23 protein-coding genes and 2 pseudogenes are annotated in these 20,418 nt (G+C 72.9%); 12 read left to right on the forward strand and 13 right to left on the reverse strand.

What is annotated here, in order from left to right:
- The first annotated feature begins 44 nt into the window (after positions 1-44).
- The 5 genes and pseudogenes from hemL to OV079_RS34545 all read left to right on the forward strand — a co-directional run bounded on the left by hemL (position 45) and on the right by OV079_RS34545 (position 3,306).
- Positions 45-1,393 (forward strand): annotated as a pseudogene (gene hemL, locus OV079_RS34525) (glutamate-1-semialdehyde 2,1-aminomutase).
- A 15-nt stretch (positions 1,394-1,408) separates the two neighbouring features.
- Entirely contained in the window at positions 1,409-1,720 is a 312-nt protein-coding gene (locus OV079_RS34530; RefSeq protein WP_267773610.1) for an AtpZ/AtpI family protein, read from the forward strand.
- Positions 1,721-1,722: 2 nt separating this feature from the next.
- On the forward strand, positions 1,723-2,139 hold the full coding sequence (locus OV079_RS34535) for an ATP synthase subunit I (RefSeq protein WP_267773612.1): 417 nt from the start codon (positions 1,723-1,725) through the stop codon (positions 2,137-2,139).
- 2 nt (positions 2,140-2,141) lie between these two features.
- Positions 2,142-2,930: a F0F1 ATP synthase subunit A gene (gene atpB, locus OV079_RS34540; protein ID WP_267773614.1), complete on the forward strand. Its 789-nt coding sequence runs from the start codon at positions 2,142-2,144 to the stop codon at positions 2,928-2,930.
- Between the two features lie 40 nt (positions 2,931-2,970).
- Positions 2,971-3,306, forward strand: a complete 336-nt coding sequence (locus OV079_RS34545; RefSeq protein ID WP_267711994.1) for an ATP synthase F0 subunit C — start codon at positions 2,971-2,973, stop codon at positions 3,304-3,306.
- A 549-nt stretch (positions 3,307-3,855) separates the two neighbouring features.
- Here the strand turns inward: OV079_RS34545 and rimK are convergent.
- From rimK to OV079_RS34575, 6 genes are all read right to left on the reverse strand, one after another.
- Entirely contained in the window at positions 3,856-4,767 is a 912-nt protein-coding gene (gene rimK / locus OV079_RS34550) for a 30S ribosomal protein S6--L-glutamate ligase (RefSeq protein ID WP_267773615.1), read from the reverse strand.
- Entirely contained in the window at positions 4,764-5,216 is a 453-nt protein-coding gene (locus OV079_RS34555; protein ID WP_267773618.1) for an ATP-dependent zinc protease family protein, read from the reverse strand. The genes rimK and OV079_RS34555 overlap by 4 nt, the downstream gene beginning before the upstream one ends.
- Before the next feature lie 154 nt (positions 5,217-5,370).
- Positions 5,371-5,796, reverse strand: coding sequence for a hypothetical protein (locus OV079_RS34560; protein ID WP_267773619.1), 426 nt, complete (start codon positions 5,794-5,796; stop codon positions 5,371-5,373).
- A 155-nt stretch (positions 5,797-5,951) separates the two neighbouring features.
- Positions 5,952-6,116, reverse strand: a complete 165-nt coding sequence (locus tag OV079_RS34565; protein ID WP_267773621.1) for a hypothetical protein — start codon at positions 6,114-6,116, stop codon at positions 5,952-5,954.
- A gap of 14 nt (positions 6,117-6,130) precedes the next feature.
- Positions 6,131-6,568 (reverse strand): hypothetical protein, encoded by a 438-nt coding sequence (locus OV079_RS34570; RefSeq protein ID WP_267773623.1) that lies wholly within the window; start codon positions 6,566-6,568, stop codon positions 6,131-6,133.
- Positions 6,569-6,571: 3 nt separating this feature from the next.
- Complete coding sequence (locus OV079_RS34575; protein ID WP_267773625.1) at positions 6,572-6,940, reverse strand: YkgJ family cysteine cluster protein; 369 nt, start codon at positions 6,938-6,940, stop codon at positions 6,572-6,574.
- Positions 6,941-7,173: 233 nt separating this feature from the next.
- On the opposite strand from OV079_RS34575, the gene OV079_RS34580 reads away from it, so the two are divergent.
- The 5 genes and pseudogenes from OV079_RS34580 (at position 7,174) to OV079_RS34600 (ending at position 10,363) form a co-directional block, all read left to right on the forward strand.
- Entirely contained in the window at positions 7,174-8,430 is a 1,257-nt protein-coding gene (locus tag OV079_RS34580) for a metal-dependent hydrolase family protein (protein ID WP_267773627.1), read from the forward strand.
- Positions 8,431-8,450: 20 nt separating this feature from the next.
- Positions 8,451-9,053, forward strand: a complete 603-nt coding sequence (locus OV079_RS34585; protein WP_267773628.1) for an NUDIX hydrolase — start codon at positions 8,451-8,453, stop codon at positions 9,051-9,053.
- Positions 9,050-9,268: a hypothetical protein gene (locus tag OV079_RS34590; protein WP_267773629.1), complete on the forward strand. Its 219-nt coding sequence runs from the start codon at positions 9,050-9,052 to the stop codon at positions 9,266-9,268. Before OV079_RS34585 ends, OV079_RS34590 begins: the two co-directional genes overlap by 4 nt.
- A 137-nt stretch (positions 9,269-9,405) precedes the next feature.
- Positions 9,406-9,831: pseudogene (locus tag OV079_RS59110) on the forward strand (epoxyqueuosine reductase); the annotation flags it as partial.
- A 46-nt stretch (positions 9,832-9,877) separates the two neighbouring features.
- Positions 9,878-10,363 carry an epoxyqueuosine reductase family protein gene (locus OV079_RS34600; RefSeq protein WP_267773632.1) on the forward strand — a complete coding sequence of 162 codons (486 nt, stop codon included), beginning with the start codon at positions 9,878-9,880 and terminating at the stop codon, positions 10,361-10,363.
- A gap of 501 nt (positions 10,364-10,864) precedes the next feature.
- Here the strand turns inward: OV079_RS34600 and OV079_RS34605 are convergent.
- The 7 genes from OV079_RS34605 to OV079_RS34635 all read right to left on the reverse strand — a co-directional run bounded on the left by OV079_RS34605 (position 10,865) and on the right by OV079_RS34635 (position 18,116).
- Complete coding sequence (locus OV079_RS34605) at positions 10,865-11,470, reverse strand: patatin-like phospholipase family protein (RefSeq protein ID WP_267773633.1); 606 nt, start codon at positions 11,468-11,470, stop codon at positions 10,865-10,867.
- Complete coding sequence (locus tag OV079_RS34610; RefSeq protein WP_267773635.1) at positions 11,467-11,613, reverse strand: hypothetical protein; 147 nt, start codon at positions 11,611-11,613, stop codon at positions 11,467-11,469. The genes OV079_RS34605 and OV079_RS34610 overlap by 4 nt, the downstream gene beginning before the upstream one ends.
- Before the next feature lie 48 nt (positions 11,614-11,661).
- Complete coding sequence (locus OV079_RS34615; RefSeq protein ID WP_267773636.1) at positions 11,662-11,937, reverse strand: hypothetical protein; 276 nt, start codon at positions 11,935-11,937, stop codon at positions 11,662-11,664.
- 8 nt (positions 11,938-11,945) lie between these two features.
- A complete protein-coding gene (locus OV079_RS34620; RefSeq protein WP_267773637.1) occupies positions 11,946-14,858 on the reverse strand; it encodes a hypothetical protein in 2,913 nt (970 codons plus the stop codon).
- 100 nt (positions 14,859-14,958) lie between these two features.
- Entirely contained in the window at positions 14,959-15,648 is a 690-nt protein-coding gene (locus OV079_RS34625; protein ID WP_267773639.1) for a hypothetical protein, read from the reverse strand.
- Positions 15,649-15,862: 214 nt separating this feature from the next.
- Positions 15,863-17,524, reverse strand: a complete 1,662-nt coding sequence (locus OV079_RS34630; protein ID WP_267773640.1) for an ATP-binding protein — start codon at positions 17,522-17,524, stop codon at positions 15,863-15,865.
- Positions 17,525-17,576: 52 nt separating this feature from the next.
- Complete coding sequence (locus tag OV079_RS34635) at positions 17,577-18,116, reverse strand: hypothetical protein (protein WP_267773642.1); 540 nt, start codon at positions 18,114-18,116, stop codon at positions 17,577-17,579.
- A 74-nt stretch (positions 18,117-18,190) separates the two neighbouring features.
- Here OV079_RS34635 and OV079_RS34640 point away from each other — a divergent pair, with 74 nt between their 5' ends.
- Positions 18,191-19,294, forward strand: a complete 1,104-nt coding sequence (locus tag OV079_RS34640; RefSeq protein WP_267773643.1) for a cytochrome-c peroxidase — start codon at positions 18,191-18,193, stop codon at positions 19,292-19,294.
- 436 nt (positions 19,295-19,730) lie between these two features.
- Positions 19,731-20,381: a hypothetical protein gene (locus OV079_RS34645; RefSeq protein WP_267773645.1), complete on the forward strand. Its 651-nt coding sequence runs from the start codon at positions 19,731-19,733 to the stop codon at positions 20,379-20,381.
- The last annotated feature ends 37 nt before the right edge of the window (positions 20,382-20,418 follow it).

Genomic DNA, 20,418 nt, shown 5'->3' on the forward strand with positions numbered 1-20,418 from the left:
GCCTCCACGGACATGTTCCGAGGCACCTGGCCTGAAGGACAGCGATGAGCACCACGCCCGAGTTCTGGACCCAGATCCCCGGCGACGGCCGGGCCGGCGCCAACAGCCGCGCGCTCTTCAACGCCGCCCAGTTCGTCATCCCCGGCGGCGTCAACAGCCCGGTGCGCGCGTTCAAGGCCGTGGGCGGCGACCCGCCGTTCATCCGCGCCGCGCGCGGGCCCTACCTGCTGACCGAGGACGGCGTCACTCTGGTCGACTACGTCGGCAGCGGGGCCCGGCGATCCTCGGCCACGCCCACCCCGAGGTGGTCGACGCGGTCTGCCGCGCCGCCCGTGACGGCCTGTCCTTCGGGGCATGTAGCGCCGGCGAGGTCGAGTTCGCCGAGCTGCTGTGCCGGCTGGTCCCGGCGCTGCACGGCGGCATGGTCCGCCTGGTCTCCTCGGGCACCGAGGCGACCATGAGCGCCTTGCGCCTGGCCCGCGGGTTCACCGGCCGCAGCAAGATCGTCAAGATCGACGGCGGCTACCACGGCCACGCCGACTTCCTGCTGGTCGCCGCCGGCTCGGGGGCCGCGACCCTCGGCATCCCCGGCTCCGAGGGCGTGCCCGCGGCCACCGTCGCCGACACCCTCACCGTCCCGTTCAACAGCGTCGACGCGGTCGAGCAGGTGCTGGAGCAGCACCGCGGCCACGTCGCCGCCATCATCGTCGAGCCGGTCCCCGGCAACATGGGCTGCGTGCCCCCGCGCCCGGGCTACCTGCAGGCGCTGCGCGACCTGTGCACCCGCGAGGGCGTGGTCCTGGTGTTCGACGAGGTCATGACCGGCTTCCGCGTCGCCCTCGGCGGCGCCGGCCAGCGCTACGGCGTCACCCCCGACCTCGTCTGCCTCGGCAAGATCGTCGGCGGCGGCATGCCGGTCGGCGCCTACGGCGGCCGGCGCGACATCATGCAGCACGTCGCCCCGCTGGGCCCGGTCTACCAGGCCGGCACCCTCAGCGGGAACCCGGTCGCCGTCGCCGCCGGCCTCGCGACCCTGCAGATCCTCGCCCGCGACGACCCGTACGCCGCCCTCGAGGCGACCTCCGCCGCCCTGGCCGCCGGCCTGTCGGCGCGGGCCGCCAAGGCCGGCGTCCCGGTGGTGATGAACCGCGTCGGCGCCATGTTCACCGGCTTCTTCCGCGAGGGAGAGGTCCACGACTACGACGACGCCAAGGCCAGCGACCTCGGCGCGTTCGCCGAATTCCACCGCGAGATGCTGACCTGCGGCGTCTACCTGGCGCCGTCGCAATTCGAGGCCAGCTTTGTCTCGCTCGCCCACGACGCCGCGGCCCTCGACCACACCCTCTCGGCCGCCGAGGCCGCCTTCGCCGCGGTCGCCCGTCGCTACGGCTAGCGGGGGAGGTTTGCCATGACCGAGCGTCGCAAGAGAGAGCCGCTGCTCAAGCAGCAGGGGCGGTGGTTCGTGCTCGCCGAGGCCGGCTCGGTCGGCATCGAGATGGCCGTGGCGATCGCCATCGGGGCGTTCGGCGGCATGTGGCTCGAGCGCCACGTCACGCACTGGGCCCCGTGGACCACGTACATCGGCCTGGGCGTCGGCATCGGCGCCGCCGGGGTGGCGATCGTCCGCACCGCCCGCAAGTTCAGCGCCCGCCTCGAGGCCGAGGAGCGGGCTGCTGCGGGGCAAAGTCACGAGTCGACTGACGATCCCGAGGTCCGGTAGTCGTGCGCGCCGACACCTGGGATCTCGTGCGGCGCCGCGTGTATTTGTGGACGCTCACGCTCACCGTGATCGCGGCCGGTTCGGCGGCCGCGCTGGCGGGCGCGGAGCAGGCGTGGAGCGTGGTCGCGGGGGCTCTGATCGGCTTCGTCAACCTCGGTTCGCTCGCGCGGGCCGTGGTGCGTCTGGTGGCCGAGGTCCAGGCCGACCCGCAGCGGGGGGCCGGCGGGGCCGGCGGAGTCGGTCTTGCACTGGTGCGCTGGCCGGTCGCTGCTCTTGCGACCGTCGCCGTCCTTTGGTACATGCCCGGCCGACCTGAGGGGCTCGCAGCAGGGGTCTTGGCGGCCCTGGTCGCCTTCTGCCTGGCGGCTCTCCAGAGCCGCGCCGACCTCTCCCGCGACGATCCCGAACCGGACGCCTGAACATGGGTGATCACGACAGTTGGTACACGCTCCTGATGCCCGAGTTCTGGGCGCACTTGGAGTCCAGCGCCGCCGAGCATCTGGCCCGTGACAAGGCGTTCCTGATCTTCGGTGCCACGCACTTCACGCTGGTGCACGTCGCCGGGGCTCTCCTCGCCTTCGTGGTCCTGATCATCGCCGCGCTGCGCTACCGCGCCAGCCTGCAGGACAGCTCGCGCGGGGTGATCCCGCCGCGCAACTTCGGCCTGGCGGCGATGGTCGACGGCTTCGTGGGCGCCGTCTACAACCTCTCGGCCGACGTCATGGGCGAGGAGGACGCCAAGCGGTTCCTCCCGCTGACCGGCTCGCTGGCGCTGTTCATCTTCGTCTGCAACATCCAGGGTCTGATCCCCGGCATGTTGCCGCCGACCGACACGCTGAAGACCAACCTCGTCTTCGCGCTGATCGTCTTCATCGTCTACAACGTCGCCGGCGTGGTGAGGAACGGCTTCGGCTACCTCGCGCACTTCCTCGGGCCGAAGATCGGCGGCTTCCCCTGGCTGTTCTTCCTGTTCCTGCCGATCGAGATCGTCAGCCACCTGGCCCGCCCGGTCTCGCTGTCCTTGCGCCTCACCGGCAACATCGTCGCCGACCACAAGGTCGTCGGCGTGGTCGCCCTGATGGTGCCGCTGCTGGTGCCGCTGCCGTTCCTCCTGCTGGGTACGGTCGTGGCGATCGTCCAGACCCTCGTCTTCACCCTGCTGACCATCATCTTCATCGGCCTCGCCGTCGAGCACGCCGAAGAGCACTGAGCCCCTGTCCTCGCGGCCCTGGCCGTTTCGGAGCTGTCCCATGCGCAACATCACCAAGATCGCCTCTTTCCTGTTCACCTTCCTCGTCCCCGCGATCGTCCTCGCCGCTCCCGGCGCCGCCGAGACCTCCGGCTCCGAGCGCTCGATCTACGGCTTCGCCATGGCGATCGCCATCGGCCTCGCCGCCCTCGGCGGCGGCCTGGGCCAGGGCCGCGCCGTCGCGGCCGCCCTCGAGGGTATCTGCCGCAACCCGAACAGCGCCGGCAAGGTCCTCGTCCCGATGCTCCTCGGCCTCGCCTTCATCGAGTCGCTGGTCATCTTCGCGCTGATCATCGCCTTCACCCTCGGCGGCTACGTCGCCCCGACCATCGGCTGAGCCCACCCGAGCCGCGCCCCGGCTCTTCGGCGCTCCGCAAGCCCCTCGGACGACCCCGTCCGTGGGGTTTCGTACTTGGGTCTCCTGAATCTCGGGACATGTCCCATGCGACATGCTCCAAGCGACAGCCAACGCCGCGTCCCGACACCTCACTCGAGGTCTCGCCGCGTTCGAGTCACCCGTCGCCTCACCGCGCGAGCACACCGCGCGAGTTCGCCGCGCGAGCTCGCCGCGCGGCAAGGACACGCCGTTATTGACGCGAGAGAGCGTCGGTTCGGCGGCCAGCCCTGGCCGTCGAACCGGCGCCGACGATCTGCTCCAAAGGACAGCCCATGGCGGAGCCCACGACGGCGAGTCGGCTTCTCACGGCTGCAGCCGTGCCAGGGGTCCGGGGAAGGGCCGGCCGCGAATTAGAGGCAGGATGGGTGCGAGGAACGAGCGCGCATCCGGCCGGTTAACTCGCGGCCGGACCTTCCCGGACCCCCGCGAGGCGCAGTCGGCAATACGCGAACCACCACTCGAAGCTCGCCCTGCTGCAACCGCGGCAGCTCAGTAAGGACTGGGCGTCTCGCTCTTCTTGTCCGCCCCCGCCACCGACCGCTCGATGTAAGCGATGATCGTGTCCGCCACATCGATCTCGGTCGTGCGCTCGATCCCCTCGAGCCCCGGCGACGAATTCACCTCGAGCACCACCGGCCCGCGGCGGCTGCGGAGGATGTCGACGCCCGCCACCTTGAGCCCGAGGATCCCCGCCGCCCGCACCGCCGTCGAACGTTCCTTCGGCGTCAGCTTGATCTTCGTCGCCTTGCCTCCGCGATGGAGGTTCGAGCGGAACTCGCCCGGTGCTCCCTGGCGCTTCATCGCCGCCACTACGCGGTTACCGACCACGAACGCGCGGATGTCGGCGCCCTCGGCCTCCTTGACGAACTCCTGCACCAGGATGTTGACGTCGAGCCCGCGGAACGCCTCGATCACGCTGCGCGCCGCTGCGGGAGTGTCGGCCAGGACCACGCCGATGCCCTGCGTCCCCTCGAGCATCTTCACCACCACCGGCGGCCCGCCGATCACCTCGAGCAGGCCCTCGATGTCCTTGATCGAGTGGCCGAAACCCGTGACGGGCAGCCCGATCCCCTTCGCCGCCAGGATCTGCATCGACCGCAGCTTGTCGCGCGAGCGCGAGATGGCCTGCGAGCGGTTCGGCGTGAACACCCCCATCATCTCGAACTGGCGGACCACCGCCGTCCCGTAGAACGTGTTGGACGCCCCGATCCGCGGGATGATCGCGTCGACGTCGGTAAGGTCTTCGCCGTGGTAGACCACGTGCGGCCGGCTCGACGTGATGTTCATGTAGCAGCGCAGGTAGTCGACGACCTTCACCTCGTGCCCGCGGTGTTCGGCCGCTTCCCGCAGCCGGCTGGTCGAATACAGCGACGCGTCGCGCGACAAGATCGCGAGCTTCACGACACCCTCCGCAGCCTGTGACCGCAGCAGTAGCTCCGCTGGGGGTCGACGAGGAAGCGCCCGCGCACCGCCTCGCGCCCGAGCAGCATGCGAAAGCCGAGCAGCGCCCGGTTCGACAGCGTCAGCTCGACCGCGAACTCGTACATCCCGACCCGGACGGTCGTCTGCACCACCGGTCGCAGCTCGCTGTGGCCGCCCGACGTCCGGACCACGCGCTCGTCGACCAGCGTGGCCTCCGACACCACGTGTTCGTCGTCGTGGTTCTGCTGCGGATGGACGCGGAAGCGGACCCTGGCGTTGGGCAGCTTTTCGACGCCGAACGCGTGCAAGGCCGAGGTGCGGGCGCCGGTGTCGACCTTGACCTTGAGCGCGCCGATCCCCAGATCTGGCAACGCGACCCATTCGCGCCAACCGAGCACAACCAGGGCGTCGACCCCGAGCGTCGTCATCACCACCACTCTGTTCACCTCGTCGGCGCGTGCGCCAGGACCCAACGCTTGCCGAACTCGATGATACTTTCAAGCGCACGCCCCCCGGCGCGACCGTTGCGCGCTCCGGGGGGCGTGCGACCTCACGCTTTGGTGAGGTCGTGAACGTGTCTGCTCACTCCGCGGCGAACTCGACATCTTCGCCGTGCGTGTCACACGGCGGGAGCACGTCGGGCTCGGCCGCGAACGCGTCGGAGGCCGGGGCGGGGACCTCGCCCTCGTGCGTCGGGCGCGGCCGGATCTTCAGGTCCTCGTTGACGCCGAGACCCTCCGTGTGAGTGTACACGAGCGGGTTGCGGAGCTCCTTCAGGCCCTCGGGGCGCTTGTGCGGGCGGTGGGTCACCAGCCGCTCCTCGGCGAGGTCGAGCTGCTCGAGCTCCGCGTCGAGCGCATCGAGCTCGTCGGCGGACATCACCTCGAGGTCCTCGACCGTCACGCCGAGCGCCTCGTACGTGGCGGCATCGTCACAACCGGGCGCGACGACGATCGCGGCGGTGAGGGCGGTGAGGGAGAGCGTGCGAATACGGGTGATGAACGACATGGCCATAAATCCTTTTTGTGGTCCGCTGCTGGACCGGATGCCGCGCCCTGTTCAATCTCCGCGCCGTCGCATTTCTCCTTGAAATTATTCAATTATCGATCAGAACACCGATCTCGACCGCAACACCCGTCGCCAGCTCTCGGCGGCGCCGCCGGCTACTCTGGTGGCCACACGCGGGCGGCCGCCTCGGCCACGCCGGCGCGCACGTCGGGCCCGAACGCGAGCAGCTCGAACGCCGCCGCTGCGAGGCCGAGCCCGAGCGCCAGCAACAAGCCGAGTCCGACCGGCGCGGGCAGGCGCGAAAAGGGCGCCGTCAGCACTCGCAGCCCGGGGATCAACGCCCCGGCGGCCGCCAGGTATTGGCGAAGCCCATGCCGAACGAGAACCCGAGGAACCACAACAGCCGCTGCGTCGGCGGCCACTCGGCGGGCGCGCGCGGGTCGACCACCCCGAGCGACACCTCGAACGTCTGCATCGCCACCAGCCCGAGGTAGGTGAGCGCCAGCGCGAACGTGTAGCGCACCGGCCGCGAGTCGATCGCCATCCACAGCGGCATCCGCCGCGCGTGCTCGCCGTAGTCGATGCGCCCCTCGAGCGCGCCGGCGACCAGCAGCAACGGGAAGCAGGCCCACAGCATCGCCGCGTGGGCCGGCGCCGGGAGCTGCCCGCCGAAGCCGTCGAACCGCGACAGCACCATCGCCGCGAACACCAGCGTGAACAGCCAGAACAGCGGCGCCACCGCCCCGGCCGGGAGGTCCTGCCTGCGCGCCATGGCTTATCCCGTGCGCCGGTTCATCGTCCGCCGCGTCGGGTACGGCAACCCCGCCGCCGCGCGCAGCCCGGCGCAGATCTCGAGCGCGTCGCTCGGCCGCCACTTCATCGGGAAGCCCACGCACTGCGTCGGCTTGAGCGCGTGGACCTGGCACGTGTTCTCGGGCGTCAGGTACACGCACGAGCGCAGCGCGTCCCCCTGGTCGATGAGACAGGTCGCCCCGTCCTCGCGCTGCCACGTGTAGCGGGCCAGGTACGCCTCGACCGCGAGCCCCGCGTGGGCGGCCAGCCGCGTCACGTCGTCCGGCGTCAGCGCCACGTCACCGTCGCCGCGGCAGCAGTTGCCGCAGCGATGGCACGCGAACTCGGACACCTCGTAGGGCCACTCGGTTTCGGGGGCGTCGCCATCCGGCCGCGACTATCGCCGCGCTCGCCGTCCGCGTCGAGCCCCCGCGGGCGTGGCATCATCCCCGCGTGTCGCCCCGCCTGCTCCTCGCCTGCGCCCTCCTCTCCGCCTGCGCCGCGAGCCCCGCGCCCCGAACCGCTGCGCCCGTGGCCGTCTGTCCGGTCCCCGACCGTGACGCCCCCGTCGTGCGCGCCAGTGACATGTCCCCAGAGACAGCCGACGCCGAGGCCCTCCTGCTGCGCAACGCCCGGCTCATCGACGGCAGCGGCGGCGCCCCGCAGGTCGGCGTCGACGTCCTCGTCCGCGGCGGGCGGATCGCCGAGATCGGCAAGAGCCTCGCCACCCCCGCCGGCGCCGCGGTCATCGACCTCGGCGGCCGCACCCTCCTGCCCGGCCTCATCGACGCCCACACCCACTTGCTGAGCGAGATGGCCCCCTCGCACGCCGAGGGCGTCATGCGCGAGGTCCAGGAGAGCGACGCCGACCTCGCCTTGCGCGGCGCCGCCCATGCGCGCACCACCCTGCTGGCCGGCTTCACCACCGTGCGCGACGTCGGCGGCACCTTCGCCATCCGCAGCCTGCGCGACGCCATCACCGCCGGCCGGATCAGCGGCCCGCGGATCGTCGCCGCCAACCACGCGATCGGCATCACCGGCGGCCACTGCGACGACACCAACGGCCTGCGCCCCGACGTCTTCGGCGGCCCGCCCGACTTCCGCGCCGGCATCGCCGACGGCCCCGACGAGGTGCGCAAGGCCGTGCGCCACCAGATCAAGCTCGGCGCCGACGTGATCAAGGTCTGCGCCACCGGCGGCGTGCTCAGCTCGGGCGACGGCGCCGGCGACCCGCAGCTCACCCCGGCCGAGCTGGTCGCCATCGTCGACGAGGCCGCCCGCGCCGGGCGCAAGGTCGCCGCCCACGCGCACGGCACCGAGGGCATCAAGGACGCCGTGCGCGCCGGCGTCCACAGCATCGAGCACGGCAGCCTGCTCGACGCCGACGCGATCGCCATGATGAAGAAGAAGGGCACCTTCCTCGTGCCCACCGTCTACGTCGGTCGCGTCATCGAGCAGGCCGCCGACGGCGGCAAGCTCGCGGCCGACAGCGCCGCCAAGGCCAGGTTCATCGCCCCGCGCATGCGCGACAGCTTCGCCCGCGCCGCCAAGGCCGGCGTGAAGATCGCCTTCGGCACCGACGCCGGCGTCTTCCCTCACGGCGACAACGCCCGCGAGTTCTCGGTCATGGTCGACCTCGGCATGGCCCCGAAGGACGCCATCGTCGCCGCCACCAGGAACGCCGCCGAGCTGCTCGGCCTGCGCGACCTCGGCCAGGTCAAGCCCGGCTTCATCGCCGACCTCGTGGTCGTCGACGGCGACCCGCTGGCCGACATCCGCGTGCTCGAGCGCCCCGCGCTGGTCGTGCAGGGCGGTCGACCGGTGCGGCCGCCCGCCTGGTGATGTGCCAAACTTCCGCGCGCGTGCCCTCTCTCCCGCGCGACCTCAGCCTGCGCCTCGACGCGATCGGCAGCCCCCTGCCCGATCCCGCGCCGTTCCGCCACGCCGCCGTGCTCGCCCCGATCCTGGTCGAAGAGACACCCGGTGACGGCCCGCGCCTCCTCATCATCGAGCGCGCCGGCAACCTGCGCAGCCACCCCGGCCAGCTCGCCTTCCCCGGCGGCAAGCCCGACCCCGAGGACGCCGACCTCGTCGCCACCGCCCTGCGCGAGGCCTGGGAGGAGGTCGCCCTGCCGCCCGGCCGCGTCACCGTGCTCGGTCGCCTGAACCCCGTCCCGGTCCCCACCGGCTACGTCATCATCCCCTTCGTCGGCCTGGTCGACGGCCCCTTCGTCCCCACGCACGCCGAGGCCGAGGTCACCGCCGTCCTCATGCCCTCGCTGCGCCGCGTCTCCGACCCCGCCGTCTACCGCTTCGCGGGCGAGCGCGAGTGGCAGGGCCAGCGCTACGAGCTGCACGAGTTCCAGATCCACGAGCCCCCGCTGTGGGGCGCCACGGCCCGCATCGTCTACGATCTTTTGCAGAGGCTCGACCTCGCCCCCGCCCGCCCGCCAGAGGCGCCGTGAATCCACCTGTCCCGAAAGCCAGGCCCGCGGAAGACCACGAGCTGCGCCCCGAACCTCCGGCGAACGACCCGAGCGCCGCCAGCACAGGCCCGGTCGCGCCATCACATGTCCCTCAGGACAGCTCGAATTCTGTCCCTGACGCCGCCCCCGCCCGCGAGCTGACCCCCGCGATCCTCGCCCGCCTCGCCGCCGTCGCCGAGGCCAACGGCCTTTAAAACTCGGCGTCGTGCGCCTCGACCATCCCGGCTTCGCGCCGGCTCGCGCCGCGCTCGACGCCTACGTCGCGGCCGGCAAGGCCGGCGACATGGACTTCATGGCGCGCACCCTCGACCTGCGCAAGCGTCCCGAGGGCATGCTCCCGGGCGCCCGCACCCTGCTCGTCGCCGCGGTCCCGTACGGCGGCGATCCCGGCCCGATCGCCCGCTACGCTCGCAGCCGCGACTACCACACCGTCGTCCACCAGCGCCTGATCGCCCTCGAGGCGGCCCTCCACGCCGAACTGCCGGGCGTGCGCAGCTTGATCTGCGTCGACACCAAGCCCGTCCTCGAGCGCAGCGCCGCCGCTTTGGCCGGCCTCGGCTTCCTCGGCAAGCACGGCTGCCTCATCGTCCCCGGCCTCGGCAGCTACGTCCTGCTCGGCGAGATCCTCTGCACTGCTACCTGGCCCGAAGACCAGCCGGCTGCCGCGCCCGCCAATCCTCCGTGGGACGCCTGCGGCGCCTGCACCCGCTGCCTCGACGCCTGTCCGACGGCGGCCTTCGACGCCCCCGGCCAGCTCGACCCGCGGCGCTGCCTCAGCTACCTCACCATCGAGCACCGCGGACATGTCCCCGAGGACATCTCCGTACTTCGGCGAGCGCCTGGCCGGCTGCGACGTCTGCCAGGAGGTCTGCCCGTACAACGCCGGCCTCGGCCGCAACGCGCGGATCCCCGCCGTCGCCTGGCTCCCGCCCGCGCCCCGCCCCGCGCCCTCCGTCACCGCCATGGCCGCGCTCGGCGGCGCCCAGTACCGCGGCTTCGTCCGCCACACCGCCTTGAGGCGGATCCCCCACCGCCTCATGCGCCGCAACGCCCTCCTCGCGCTCGGCAACCGCACCGGCGCCCCCGACCCCGACGAGCGCCACGCCTTCGCCGCCGGCCTGCTCGAGCCCGACTCCCGCGTCCACGACGCCGCCCTGTGGGCCGCCACCCGCCGCGGCCTCGACGAGCAGGCCCTCGCCCCGGAGCTCGCGGAGATCCGCCGTCAACGCGAGGAGGCCGCCGCCGCCGCCCTCGCCGCCGCCGAGGCCCGCGAACAGGACGACGACTGACGCCCCGAATTGCGCGTCCTCATGTCGCCTGTCCCATCGGACAGCCTCGCTACCACCTCATCATCATCCGCGCAGACATCGCGCCCGTCGGGCGATCGCGCCGCCTCGGTGCCTCGGGCCGCGCCGCCAGCCTGTCCCATCGGCAGCCAGATCGGCCAGGCTACTCCATCGGGCAGCCTCGCGGCCCCTCATCATCGCTCCAGGACGCATGGTCGACCTGTCCCATCGGACATTCTCTCGCCTGTCATCATCCTCGCCGCCGCACGTCCAGCCTGTCCCATCAGACAGGTTCGGCCACTATCTTTCTTTTCGGCTCGAGGCCTGTTGCTCACCGCGGCGCTGCCAGCCACGCGGTCATCGCCGCGTGTCCGCGGCGCAGCGCCGCCGCCCTACATCGAGGTGGAAGGGAGCCACCCGCATCGCTAGCGACCACGCTTCCAGCCTGTCCCATCAGACAGCTCGCGGTCATGCCACCTTTCATTGCCGCTCGCGGCCTGCCGCTCACCCCGGCGCCGCCAGCCACGCCGTCATCGCCGCGTGTCCGCGGCGCAGCGCCGCCGGCCCGGCGTCGAGGCGGAACGGAGTCACCCGCGGCAGGTCGTCGACCATCAGCACCTTGCGACCTGGCCCATCGGACAGCCCGCTCGGCACCGCCGCCGACAGCCCGCGCCACGGGCTGCGCGAGCGGAGCGCGTGGTGCAGCGCGCGTTCGCCCGGCTGCAGCGCGCACAGGCCCAGGCGATCCGCCACCCCTCCGTCGAGCAGCAGCCGGCCCTCGTGGCGGAGCGGGCGGAACATCAGCGGCACCGTGCAGGACGCCTGGATCGCCGGACCCAACGGCCCCTGGTCGACCGCGCGGACCCGGCGGGACGCGACGTCGTAGACCACCGCCGCGAACGGCAGCCGGCAGTCCTCGACCCGGCGAATTCCGCGGTCGTCGAGCAGCGAGCGCAGCTTCGCCGCGAACTTCCCGCCCTTCAGCAATCCACCGAGCGGCAGCCCCGGGTCCCAGAAGTCGGCCCGGCGCAGGCGCAGCAGCTCCTCCGCCAGCTCGGTCGCCGACAGCCCTGACGCCCACAGCCCGCCGGCCAGCGCCCCTGCGCTCACCCCGACGATCCGCCGCGGCGAAAGCCCGGTCTCCTCGAGCGCCTGCAGCACCCCGTGTGGGCGAAGAAGCCGAAGAACCCGGCCGACAGGGCCAGCGTGAACGGCTCGGCGGCGAGCCACTCGCGGTTGGACGCGTACTTCATGGATGACTCGAGGGACATGTGCGGTCGGGAGCGTGCGTCACGGATGTCTCAAGGGACATGTGCGTACAGCAACGCGAGGACACGATACCCGGCCACCAGCTCCTCGGGAAGCCCGGACCCCGGCAGCCCGCGCGCCCGCGCCTCCGCGAACAGCTGGGCCAGCGCCAGCCCCGCGGCCGCGAACAGCGCGTCCAGCTTCGCGTCCTCGGCCAGGGCTTGCTGGATCTCCGCGTTGCGGCGCCCCAGCTCGATCGACCACGCCCGCCCCTCCGCGTTGCCGAGCCGCGCCGCCTGCCACGACAGGAACGCCCCCTCGATCGCCACCGGCCGCGTCAGCGCCTGCCGCAGCAGGTCTTCGAACCCCCGCGGCCCCGGGCCAGCCGGCGCAGCGGGTGCTGCTTCAGCGACTGCGCGCACATGTCTGCCAGAGCATGTCCGTCGAGACATGGCTTTTCGCGCATAAACTCCGAGACAGACGAACCAGGTGCCGCGCAGCGCTCGCGGAACGCGTCGAGCCCCGTCCGCTGCGGCGACCCCGGCGCGTGCAGCAGCCGCTCCCGCAGCGCCGTGCGCACCACCTCGCGCGCCAGCCCCTTCACCTGCGCCGCCAGCCGCTCGCTCCCCGCCCGCGTCCCCTCGCGGGTCAGCGTCAGGCGCCCGCCGATCCAGTCCAGCGGCGGCGGCAGCTCGACGTCGTTGATGTGCAGCCCGCCGCCCCACACCGCGATCTTGGCCGGCCCCGCCTCCACCCGCAGCGCCCCCAGGCACAGCGCGTCGGCCACCGGCAGCACCGCCAAGGGCGGCGCGGCACCTCCCGCGCGGCGCAGCGGCGCCCGGCTCGGCCGCGTCGTCATCGTCGTCGCGCCCGTCGCCGCGGCCGCCAGCGGATGACCGGCCGCGTGCAGCAGCCGCGCCTCCCCCGACGTCACCAGCAGCGCCGGCCCGCTCAGCGCGCGCGAGCCCGACCCCGGCGGCAGCAGCCCGAGGCATTCGGTCCGCGCGTCCGAGCGCGACACCATCCGCACCGGCTCGAGCGTACGCGGGTCGTAGCGGACCCACAGCGGCGCGTCGACGACCTCGGCCACCGCCAGCCCCAGCGCCTCCGCCACCAGCAGGTGGGCCCGCAGCTCCGCGCGCTCCCACGGCGGCCGGGCCGACGCCTGCGCCTGCGCGATCGCACCTGGCCCGAGGACCAGGCGGCGCTGCTCCTCCGCCGGCGCCGGCAGCAGGTGCCCCTCGGGCGTCGTCGGCATGTCCCAGAGGACAGCATCACCGAGCACCCGCTGGCACAGCGCGCGGCCCTCGCGGCTCAGCGCCCACGGCTCGTGGCGCGGGTCGGGCGAGCGGAAGGTCGTCCAGCGCTGCTTCGGATCTTCGACCACGATCCCGCCGACCTCGCGGCAGCGGACCAGCGCGTGCTGCAGCGTCACCGGCTGCCCGGCCATGTCGTGCCCGACCGTCAGCGCCAGCAGCGGCGACTCGTCCCACGCCAGCTCCGCCGCCTCCTCGCCGCCCGGCTCGCGCCGCGGCCGGTAGCGCACCGCCAGCGCCGCCCCCGTCAACGCCCCCGCCTGCGCGCGCACCAGCGGCAGCTCCCACGGGCTCTCGTGGGCCAGCGCCGGCGCCAGCAGCCGATCGATCACCCGCAGCGCCGCCGCCCGGCAGCTCTCCGCGATCGCGTTCAGCAGCCCCTTCTCCGCCCGCAGCCCGTCGATCGTCAGCGCCTCGGGCGTCTCGCCGACCAGCTTGGCCACCAGCGTCACCCCGGCGATCGTCCGCCCCGACTCGCGCACGTGGGCCACTCGCCGCTCGTGGAACAGCAGCGCGATCGCCCCCTCCTCCGCCGACGCGAACCGGTGCACGAACGCCTCGAGCGTCACCTGCACCCGCGCCCCCGCGGACGTGCTCGCGCTCGCCTCCGCCCCCATCGGCACCTGTTCCGGAGGCAATGCGCTTTTGAACAGGTTCGAAAGGTCAGATCGCTCGAACTGCGGGCTCTCGCCGAGCGCGCGCGCCGGCACCGGCCGGGCCTCCGGGATCGCCTTCTGCAGCAGCGCCAGCTCCGACGGCCACAGCGCGTACACCCGCGCCTGGATCGCCGGCGCCACCGACTGCGCCTGATGCGGCCACGCGTAGACCAGGTCGCGGCCCTGGCGGCAGCGCTGGGCCACCTGCTCGATCGGCGCCGGCCGGCCGCTCACCGTCGGCACGTGGCGCAGCTCGGTCGGCCACTGGACCGCGAAGCCCGCCGCGCTCGGGTCGGGGAAGCTGTGCGCGCGCGCGTCGAGCAGCCACGCCGCCAGCAGCTCGCAACCCGCGTCGAGCGCCACCGACGCCTCGTCCGCCGTCAACCTCACCCGCGGGCACTCGATCCACCCCGCGAACTCGGCGGGCGTCAGCCCCAGGCGCGTCAGCGCCGGCGCCAGCGACACCAGCCGCACCCCCTCGCGCACCAGCCACGGCCCGCCCTGCTCCGGCGCCCAGCCCCACGTCCCGACCGGCGCCTCGGCTGTCCCGAGAGACACCTTCATCCCCGGCAGCGGCCGCCCGAGCTTGATCCACGAGCTCGCCTTCTCGCTCGGCTCCGCCCCCGGCAGCGCCGCCAGCCACAGCTCCGTCAGCGCCGCCTCGGCCCCTGCCTGGCGCGCCAGCCAGCTCGTCAACCGGCGCCCGAAGCCCGGCCGCGGCCACTGCAGCTCGACCTCGAACGCCTGCGGCAGGCAGCGCCCCGCCGCCGGCAGCTCCGCGTACGGGTCCTGGCCGGCCGCGTGGCTGTCCTTGCGGACATATCGCACCGCCCCCGCCGCCGTCCGCACCTCGACCGCCACCGGCGCCCCCGCCAGCGCCTCGTTGACGCCCGCGCCGACCAGCCGCCGCCAGCTCGCGGCAGGTCCCTTCGGACATGACTCTTCGGACATGTCCGAATCGCCCTCCGCCGCCGCCAGCACCAGCCCACGCAGGTCGACCGGCGCGAAGTCGAAGCCCGCCGTCGAGAACGTCAGCGTCAGCGTCCGCAGCTCCCCGTCCTCGCGCTCGCGGGCGCAGCCGCGGGCCCCCGGCGCGACCGCGTTGGCCGCCCGCACCAGCGGCAGCGTGAAGTGCCACGCCCCCGGCCGCGGCAGCTCGCGCAGGCGCAGCACCGCCTCCGTGCGCGCCACCGTGAACGCGCGCAGCGCCCCCGCCTCGCCCTCGGCGCGGCGGATCCGCGCCAGCGCCGCGGCCACGCTCGGGTGCGGCTCGCTCATCCGCGGCCCCTCCCGCGAGCGCTCGTCCCCGTCCGCCCCGCCGGCACGCGCGCCAGTCTACCGCAAGTCGGCCTCGTCGCTGTTGCCCGCGCGAACCCCGTCACTCGCACACGAGCGGCGCCGCCACGCACGCGAGCTGCTGCGTGTCCACCAGGATGTACGGCCGCAGGCACCCCCACGCCGCGCTCGCGGTGTTCTGCGCCCGGCAGTCGGCGAACACCTGCGGCGGCTCCAGCACCAGCGCCGCCTCCTCGTACTCGTAGTTGAAGTCCTCGACGACCTCACGGCGCGCTATCACGAACTCGCCCGCGATCTCGAGCGTCCCCTTGTCCGTGCCGAGCACCGGCCAGCTCAGCTCGTACGCGACCTCGCCCGCCGTGCGGTCGCGCAGCGCCTCGAGCAGGCAGTGCACCCGAGACAGATCTTCGGTGCTGACCTTGTCGTCGAACTCGGGCGACTCCTCGAACGAGAACAGCCCCGCGACCCCGTTCGACGGGCACACCGGCGCCTCGTGCCCGCAGGTGAACTGCGCCGGCACCTCTTCCCCGTCCGGCGGCACCGTCGTCGCGAACTCGAGGCACGCCCCGCCGGTCGTCGTGTCGCTCGTCGTCGTGTCGCTCGTCGTCGTCCCCGGCCCCGTCGTCGTCGGGCTCGTCGTCGTCGTGCCCGTCGTCGTGCCCGTCGTCGTACCGTCGGTCCCCGTCGTCGTCTCCGCCGTCGTCGTCGCGGTCGTCGCCGGCTCGGGCCCGCAGGCCGAGAGCATCAAGCCCAGCGCACCGAGGAGGGTCATCCGCTTCGTCGTCGTCAAGGTCGCTCGCTCGCAGGTGATGCCCGTGAATCTCGCACGCAAAGGCGCCCGCCGCCATCGCCGACCACCGCGACGGACCTTCGGCGCCACCCACGGACCACCTGTCTCTTCAGTCAGCTCATCCCGCGGCCCCCGACCTGCAGGCGCGAGCCCCCACGGCGATTCGAGCGCGCCCTGTCCCCGGGGACATCTCAGCTCACGAGCCTCCCTCACCCCGCGCGCCCGAGCGCCGCGTCGATCGCCTCCGCCACTCGCTCCGGCGCCGGAGCATCCACCAGCTGCGCGCGGATCGCCAGCGCCAGCGAGCGGCAGGCCGCTCGCGGCTCGGCCGCGTGGCTCTTCGCCGCCGCGCGCAGCAGCGGCTCGCCCGCGTCGAGCCACAGCGGCGTCGCCCGCCAGCACGCCGCTGCCACCGGCTGACCTGTCCACGACACCAGCACCCCCGCCGGCCCGCGTCCGAGCTCGATCCCCAGCCCCCGCGCGGCGCATCCCCGGCCTCGCCCGTCCCCACGCACAGCCGCACTTGCGCCCCCGCGCCCACCAGCCCCGCCTCGACGCTGGCGCGCAGCGCCTCCGCCTCGCCGGCCGCCTCGCCGATCAGCGCGCACCCGCGGCCGAGCTCCGCGAGCGTCAGACCTGTCCCTTCGACCAGGCGACCCAGCCACTCGAGGTCGCCGGCCTCCGCCGCCAGCACCGGCACCCCTGCCCCCGCCGCGGCCGCCAGCAGGCGCTTCGTCGCCGCCTCCCTCGCCGCGAGAGGCGCCCACAGCAGCGGCCGCGCCAGCGCTTGCAGCTGCGCCAGCGACAGCGCCCGCTCGCCGGCCAGGTCGCGCAGCACCGGGCGCCCGAGCAGGCCTGCCCCGAGGTGACTGCGCTCGCGGGCCAGGTGCGCGTGCAGGTACGCGTAGTGGTCGTGGCGGGCGCGCGTCCACGGCCCGGCTTCGCCCGCCGCCTCGGCTGTCCTTTCGACCAGGCGCTCGCGCAGCCCCGCGATCGCCTGCGCGATCCGCCCCAGCACCGCCGCGCGGCCCGGGTCGTCGACCACCTTGTCGCGCGCCATCGTCGTGCGCAGGTTCGGCGAGTCGGCCCACACCTGCAGGTGCTCGAGCGTCGGCCCCGGCGGCGGCTGCAGGTCGGCCAGCAGATCGGCGGCTGTCCCCTGGGACAGCACCAGCCCGCGCCGCAGCAGCACCGCCTCGGGCGGCACCGCGAAGGCCACGTGGATCGCCCCGTCGGGGTGGGGCTCGATCGCCGCCAGCGCCCCCGGCGGCGCCGGTGCGTCCTGGATCAGCTCCGGCCCCTCGCCGCCGGCCACGTCCTCGAACGACAGCTCGAGCCGGCAGAACCGGCACCAGCGCCACAGGCTGTCGCGCACGGCCTCGGCGATCTGGGCCCGCTCGGGCGCCCGGCCGCGGCGCAGCAGCGTCACCGTCGTGCCCTCCAGCGGCTCGGAGAGCGGCCGCTTGTCGAACCGGCGGTCGGCGTGGAACGTCAGCTCCCACGCCTCGCCCGCGCGGCCCGTCTGCACCACCACCGCGTCGGGCTGCCAGGCGAACACGCTGACGAAGCCGATCCCGAAGCCGCCGGCCATCGTGCGGTCGTCGGCCTTGGTCGAGGCGAACAGGCGCGTCAGCCCGCCGTCGATGATCGCCTCGTCCATGCCTGCGCCGGCGTCGGCGACCCGCAGTTCGAACACCACCTCGTCGGGGTCGGCCGACTCGCCGGGGTGGACGTCGAGCGCCACCTCGGCGCGGTCGCTGCCCGCGTCGAGGGCGTTCTGCACCAGCTCGCGCAGGAAGTCGTAGGGCCCCTCGAACTGCGCGACCAGGCGGTCGAGCAGCGCCGCGACGCCGCTCACGTCTCGCCGACCTGTCTTTCGAGACCTGCCCTCAAGGACATGTCCCGAAGCCTCATGTCTCTTCGGACAGCAGCGCCGCCAGCTCGGGGTCGGCCGCCAGCAGCGCCCGCACGTCGCCGGCGATGTCGAGCTCGATCGGGCTGGAGATGGCCGGCTTCCCGCGCAGGCCCCAGATCCGCTTCGACTGGTAGCGGACCGCGCCGAGCGGGTCGCCGTGCAGCATGATGCAGCTGTCGAGGCCGGCGTCCGGCTCGCACGGCTCGGTGCGGATCTTCACGGACTTGTCGTCCTGCAGCAGGCGCAGGTGGGCCCGGCCCTCGTGCTCGTCGGGCTGCCACTCGAACACCTCGAAGCTGCCGCGGAACATCGACCCCTTGTACAGCGCGCCGAACTGGCGCCGGCCCTTGGCCTCGAACACCACCAGCGCGCCGACGCTGTCGTCGAGCTTCTTCGGCACGTGGGTGAGCCACACGCGGTTCGTCAGCGGCAGCTGGTTCTCGGCGCCGCCTCCGCCGCACGCGGCCAGGGATGTCAGGGAGACCCCGAAAAGCGCCAGGGTCGCAGTTTGCAGAATGCGCGAAAAGCTGGTCACGGTGCGCTATGGTCGCAACAGTCATGGTTCGTCGCAAGCGTCCCGCAACAGTTCACTGCTCTGGCCCGTTGCTCATGCTTGGGGCCGCTCTCCTGGCGACCGGCTGCGAGGGAGGCGCAAGCAAGACCGCCCCGGCGCCGGCCGTCGCGAGCAAGTCCGAGAGCAAGTCCGAGGCCCCGAAGAAGAAGGCGAGCCGGCCGGTGCCCTCGGCCGCGCAGCTGCTCGAGACGGCGAAGAAGTACTTCTCGCCGCTGCCCGCCGTCGCCGAATCGCCGAACAACCCCATCACCCTCGAGAAGGTCGCGCTCGGCCGGATCCTCTACTACGACACCCGGCTGTCGAAGAACCACGACCTGTCCTGCAACAGCTGCCACAAGCTCGACGACTACGGCGTCGACCACGAGGCCACCTCGCCCGGCCACAAGAAGCAACGCGGCGAGCGCAACACCCCCACGGTCTACAACGCGGCCATGCACATCTCCCAGTTCTGGGACGGCCGCGCGACCGACGTCGAGGACCAGGCGCTCAAGCCGGTGACGAACCCGGTCGAGATGGCGCTCGCCGACGAGGCCGCCTGCGTCAACTCGGTCAAGTCGGTCCCGGGCTACGCCGACCTGTTCAAGGCCGCCTTCCCGGCCGACCCCGACCCCTGCAACCCGCGCAACATCTCGCTGGCGATCGGCGCCTTCGAGCGCGGCCTCGTCACCCCCGCGCCGTTCGACGACTTCCTGAACGGCAACATGACCGCGCTGAGCTCCGACGCCCTCCGCGGCCTCGAGCTGTTCATCGAGCTCAACTGCGTCAGCTGTCACACCGGCCCGACGCTCGGCGGCACGATGTACCAGAAGCTCGGCGCCGTGAAGCCGTACGAGACCAAGGACGTCGGCCGCTTCAAGGTCACGAACAAGCCCGAGGACAAGCACGTGTTCAAGGTGCCCGGCCTGCGCAACGTCGCCAAGACCGCGCCCTACCTGCACGACGGCTCGGCCAAGGAGCTCGGCGACGCCCTCGACGTCATGGCCGAGTACCAGCTCGCCAAGGGCAAGCTGTCCGACGAGGAGAAGACCTACCTCATCGCCTTCCTCGACAGCCTCACCGGCAAGATCGACATGGACTACATCAAGCTGCCCGAGCTGCCGATCAGCGGGCCCGACACGATCAAGCCCGACCCGAACTGATCTGTCCTGAAGGACAGCTCGCCGGCGGTGGTTGGCCGCCGGCTCGCCGCACCGCGCCGTGCGGCCGTGCTCCTCGTGTCGCCGACGCCGGCGATTCGCTGCGCCACGGCCGGCTCGACCACTCGCAGCCACCGAGGCCGCCGGCTTGCTGCACCGCGCCGGGCGACCGCGACCGAGGCCGGCGTCCCGCCGCGCGACGGCCGGTGCGCGACATGTCCCCGAGGACACGTCTTCGCGCCTCGTCGGCGCCGCCGCGCTCGCCGACGACGGCCCTCGCCTGATATGTCCATCAGGACATGTTCAACCGCGCGCGACATGTCTCTCCAGACATATCATCCCATTCGCTGCAGGCGCGTGACCGCGGCATCGGTGTCACACTTGACCGGTCGGGGCGGCCTTGCTACCCCCATTCGCATGCGTTCACTTAATTTTGAGCATGTCCGTGGTCTCCTTGCTGTTCGCCGCCGCGCCGGCCTCCGCCGCCGAGCTCGTCACCACCAGCGACACCGACTTCGAGCCGGTCTCGGTCGTCATCGTCTCGCCGGAGGACGGCGCCGTGATCGTCGGCAACCCCGACGCCGTCATCGCCTTCACCATCGAGCACGAGGGCTTCGGCAGCGCGAACGCGGTCTCGTTGCGCATCGACGACGTCGAGATCGCCGCCTGTCCCGACGCCCCGCCGTGCACGATCGAGGCGACGGTGGCCCCCGGCACCCACAAGGTGGAGGCCATCGGGGACGACGGCATCGCGCCAGCCGTCAGCCACGCGATCTCGATCGAGGTCAAGGAGACCGGCAGCTCCAACGAGAGCGACACCGAAACCGACACCGACACCGGCTCCCCCACCAGCGGCGCCGAGCCTGCCACCGACACAGACGCCACCGCGGGCGACACCGACGGCGACGAGAGCGACGGCAGCAGCGACGGCAGCAGCGACGGCAGCAGCGACGGCAGCAGCGACGGCAGCAGCGAAGGCAGCGGCGACAAGGAGGGCTGCGGCTGCAAGGCCGCCCCCGGCCTCCCCGATGTGCTCGGACTGGCCCTGCTCGCCCTGTTCGCCCCGTGGCGCCGCCGTCGTCACGCCTGATCCCTGCGAAGAAGCAGCGAAGCGCCATGCGACCCGC

Origin of the sequence: Nannocystis pusilla (genome assembly GCF_026626665.1) — a bacterium.
GTDB classification, from domain to species: Bacteria; Myxococcota_A; Polyangia; order Nannocystales; family Nannocystaceae; genus Nannocystis; species Nannocystis pusilla.

What these genes read in the sequence shown, in the direction of transcription:
- atpB (WP_267773614.1), top strand. Translation starts at nt 2,142, where the DNA reads ATGGGTGATCACGACAGTTGGTACACGCTCCTGATGCCCGAGTTCTGG.
- OV079_RS34570 (WP_267773623.1), bottom strand. Translation starts at nt 6,568, where the DNA reads ATGGCGCGCAGGCAGGACCTCCCGGCCGGGGCGGTGGCGCCGCTGTTC.
- OV079_RS34625 (WP_267773639.1), bottom strand. Translation starts at nt 15,648, where the DNA reads ATGACCCTCCTCGGTGCGCTGGGCTTGATGCTCTCGGCCTGCGGGCCC.
- OV079_RS34545 (WP_267711994.1), top strand. Translation starts at nt 2,971, where the DNA reads ATGCGCAACATCACCAAGATCGCCTCTTTCCTGTTCACCTTCCTCGTC.
- OV079_RS34620 (WP_267773637.1), bottom strand. Translation starts at nt 14,858, where the DNA reads ATGAGCGAGCCGCACCCGAGCGTGGCCGCGGCGCTGGCGCGGATCCGC.
- OV079_RS34580 (WP_267773627.1), top strand. Translation starts at nt 7,174, where the DNA reads ATGTCCCCAGAGACAGCCGACGCCGAGGCCCTCCTGCTGCGCAACGCC.
- OV079_RS34560 (WP_267773619.1), bottom strand. Translation starts at nt 5,796, where the DNA reads ATGTCGTTCATCACCCGTATTCGCACGCTCTCCCTCACCGCCCTCACC.
- OV079_RS34530 (WP_267773610.1), top strand. Translation starts at nt 1,409, where the DNA reads ATGACCGAGCGTCGCAAGAGAGAGCCGCTGCTCAAGCAGCAGGGGCGG.
- OV079_RS34640 (WP_267773643.1), top strand. Translation starts at nt 18,191, where the DNA reads ATGCTTGGGGCCGCTCTCCTGGCGACCGGCTGCGAGGGAGGCGCAAGC.
- OV079_RS34610 (WP_267773635.1), bottom strand. Translation starts at nt 11,613, where the DNA reads ATGAAGTACGCGTCCAACCGCGAGTGGCTCGCCGCCGAGCCGTTCACG.
- OV079_RS34645 (WP_267773645.1), top strand. Translation starts at nt 19,731, where the DNA reads ATGTCCGTGGTCTCCTTGCTGTTCGCCGCCGCGCCGGCCTCCGCCGCC.
- OV079_RS34555 (WP_267773618.1), bottom strand. Translation starts at nt 5,216, where the DNA reads ATGACGACGCTCGGGGTCGACGCCCTGGTTGTGCTCGGTTGGCGCGAA.
- OV079_RS34600 (WP_267773632.1), top strand. Translation starts at nt 9,878, where the DNA reads ATGTCCCCGAGGACATCTCCGTACTTCGGCGAGCGCCTGGCCGGCTGC.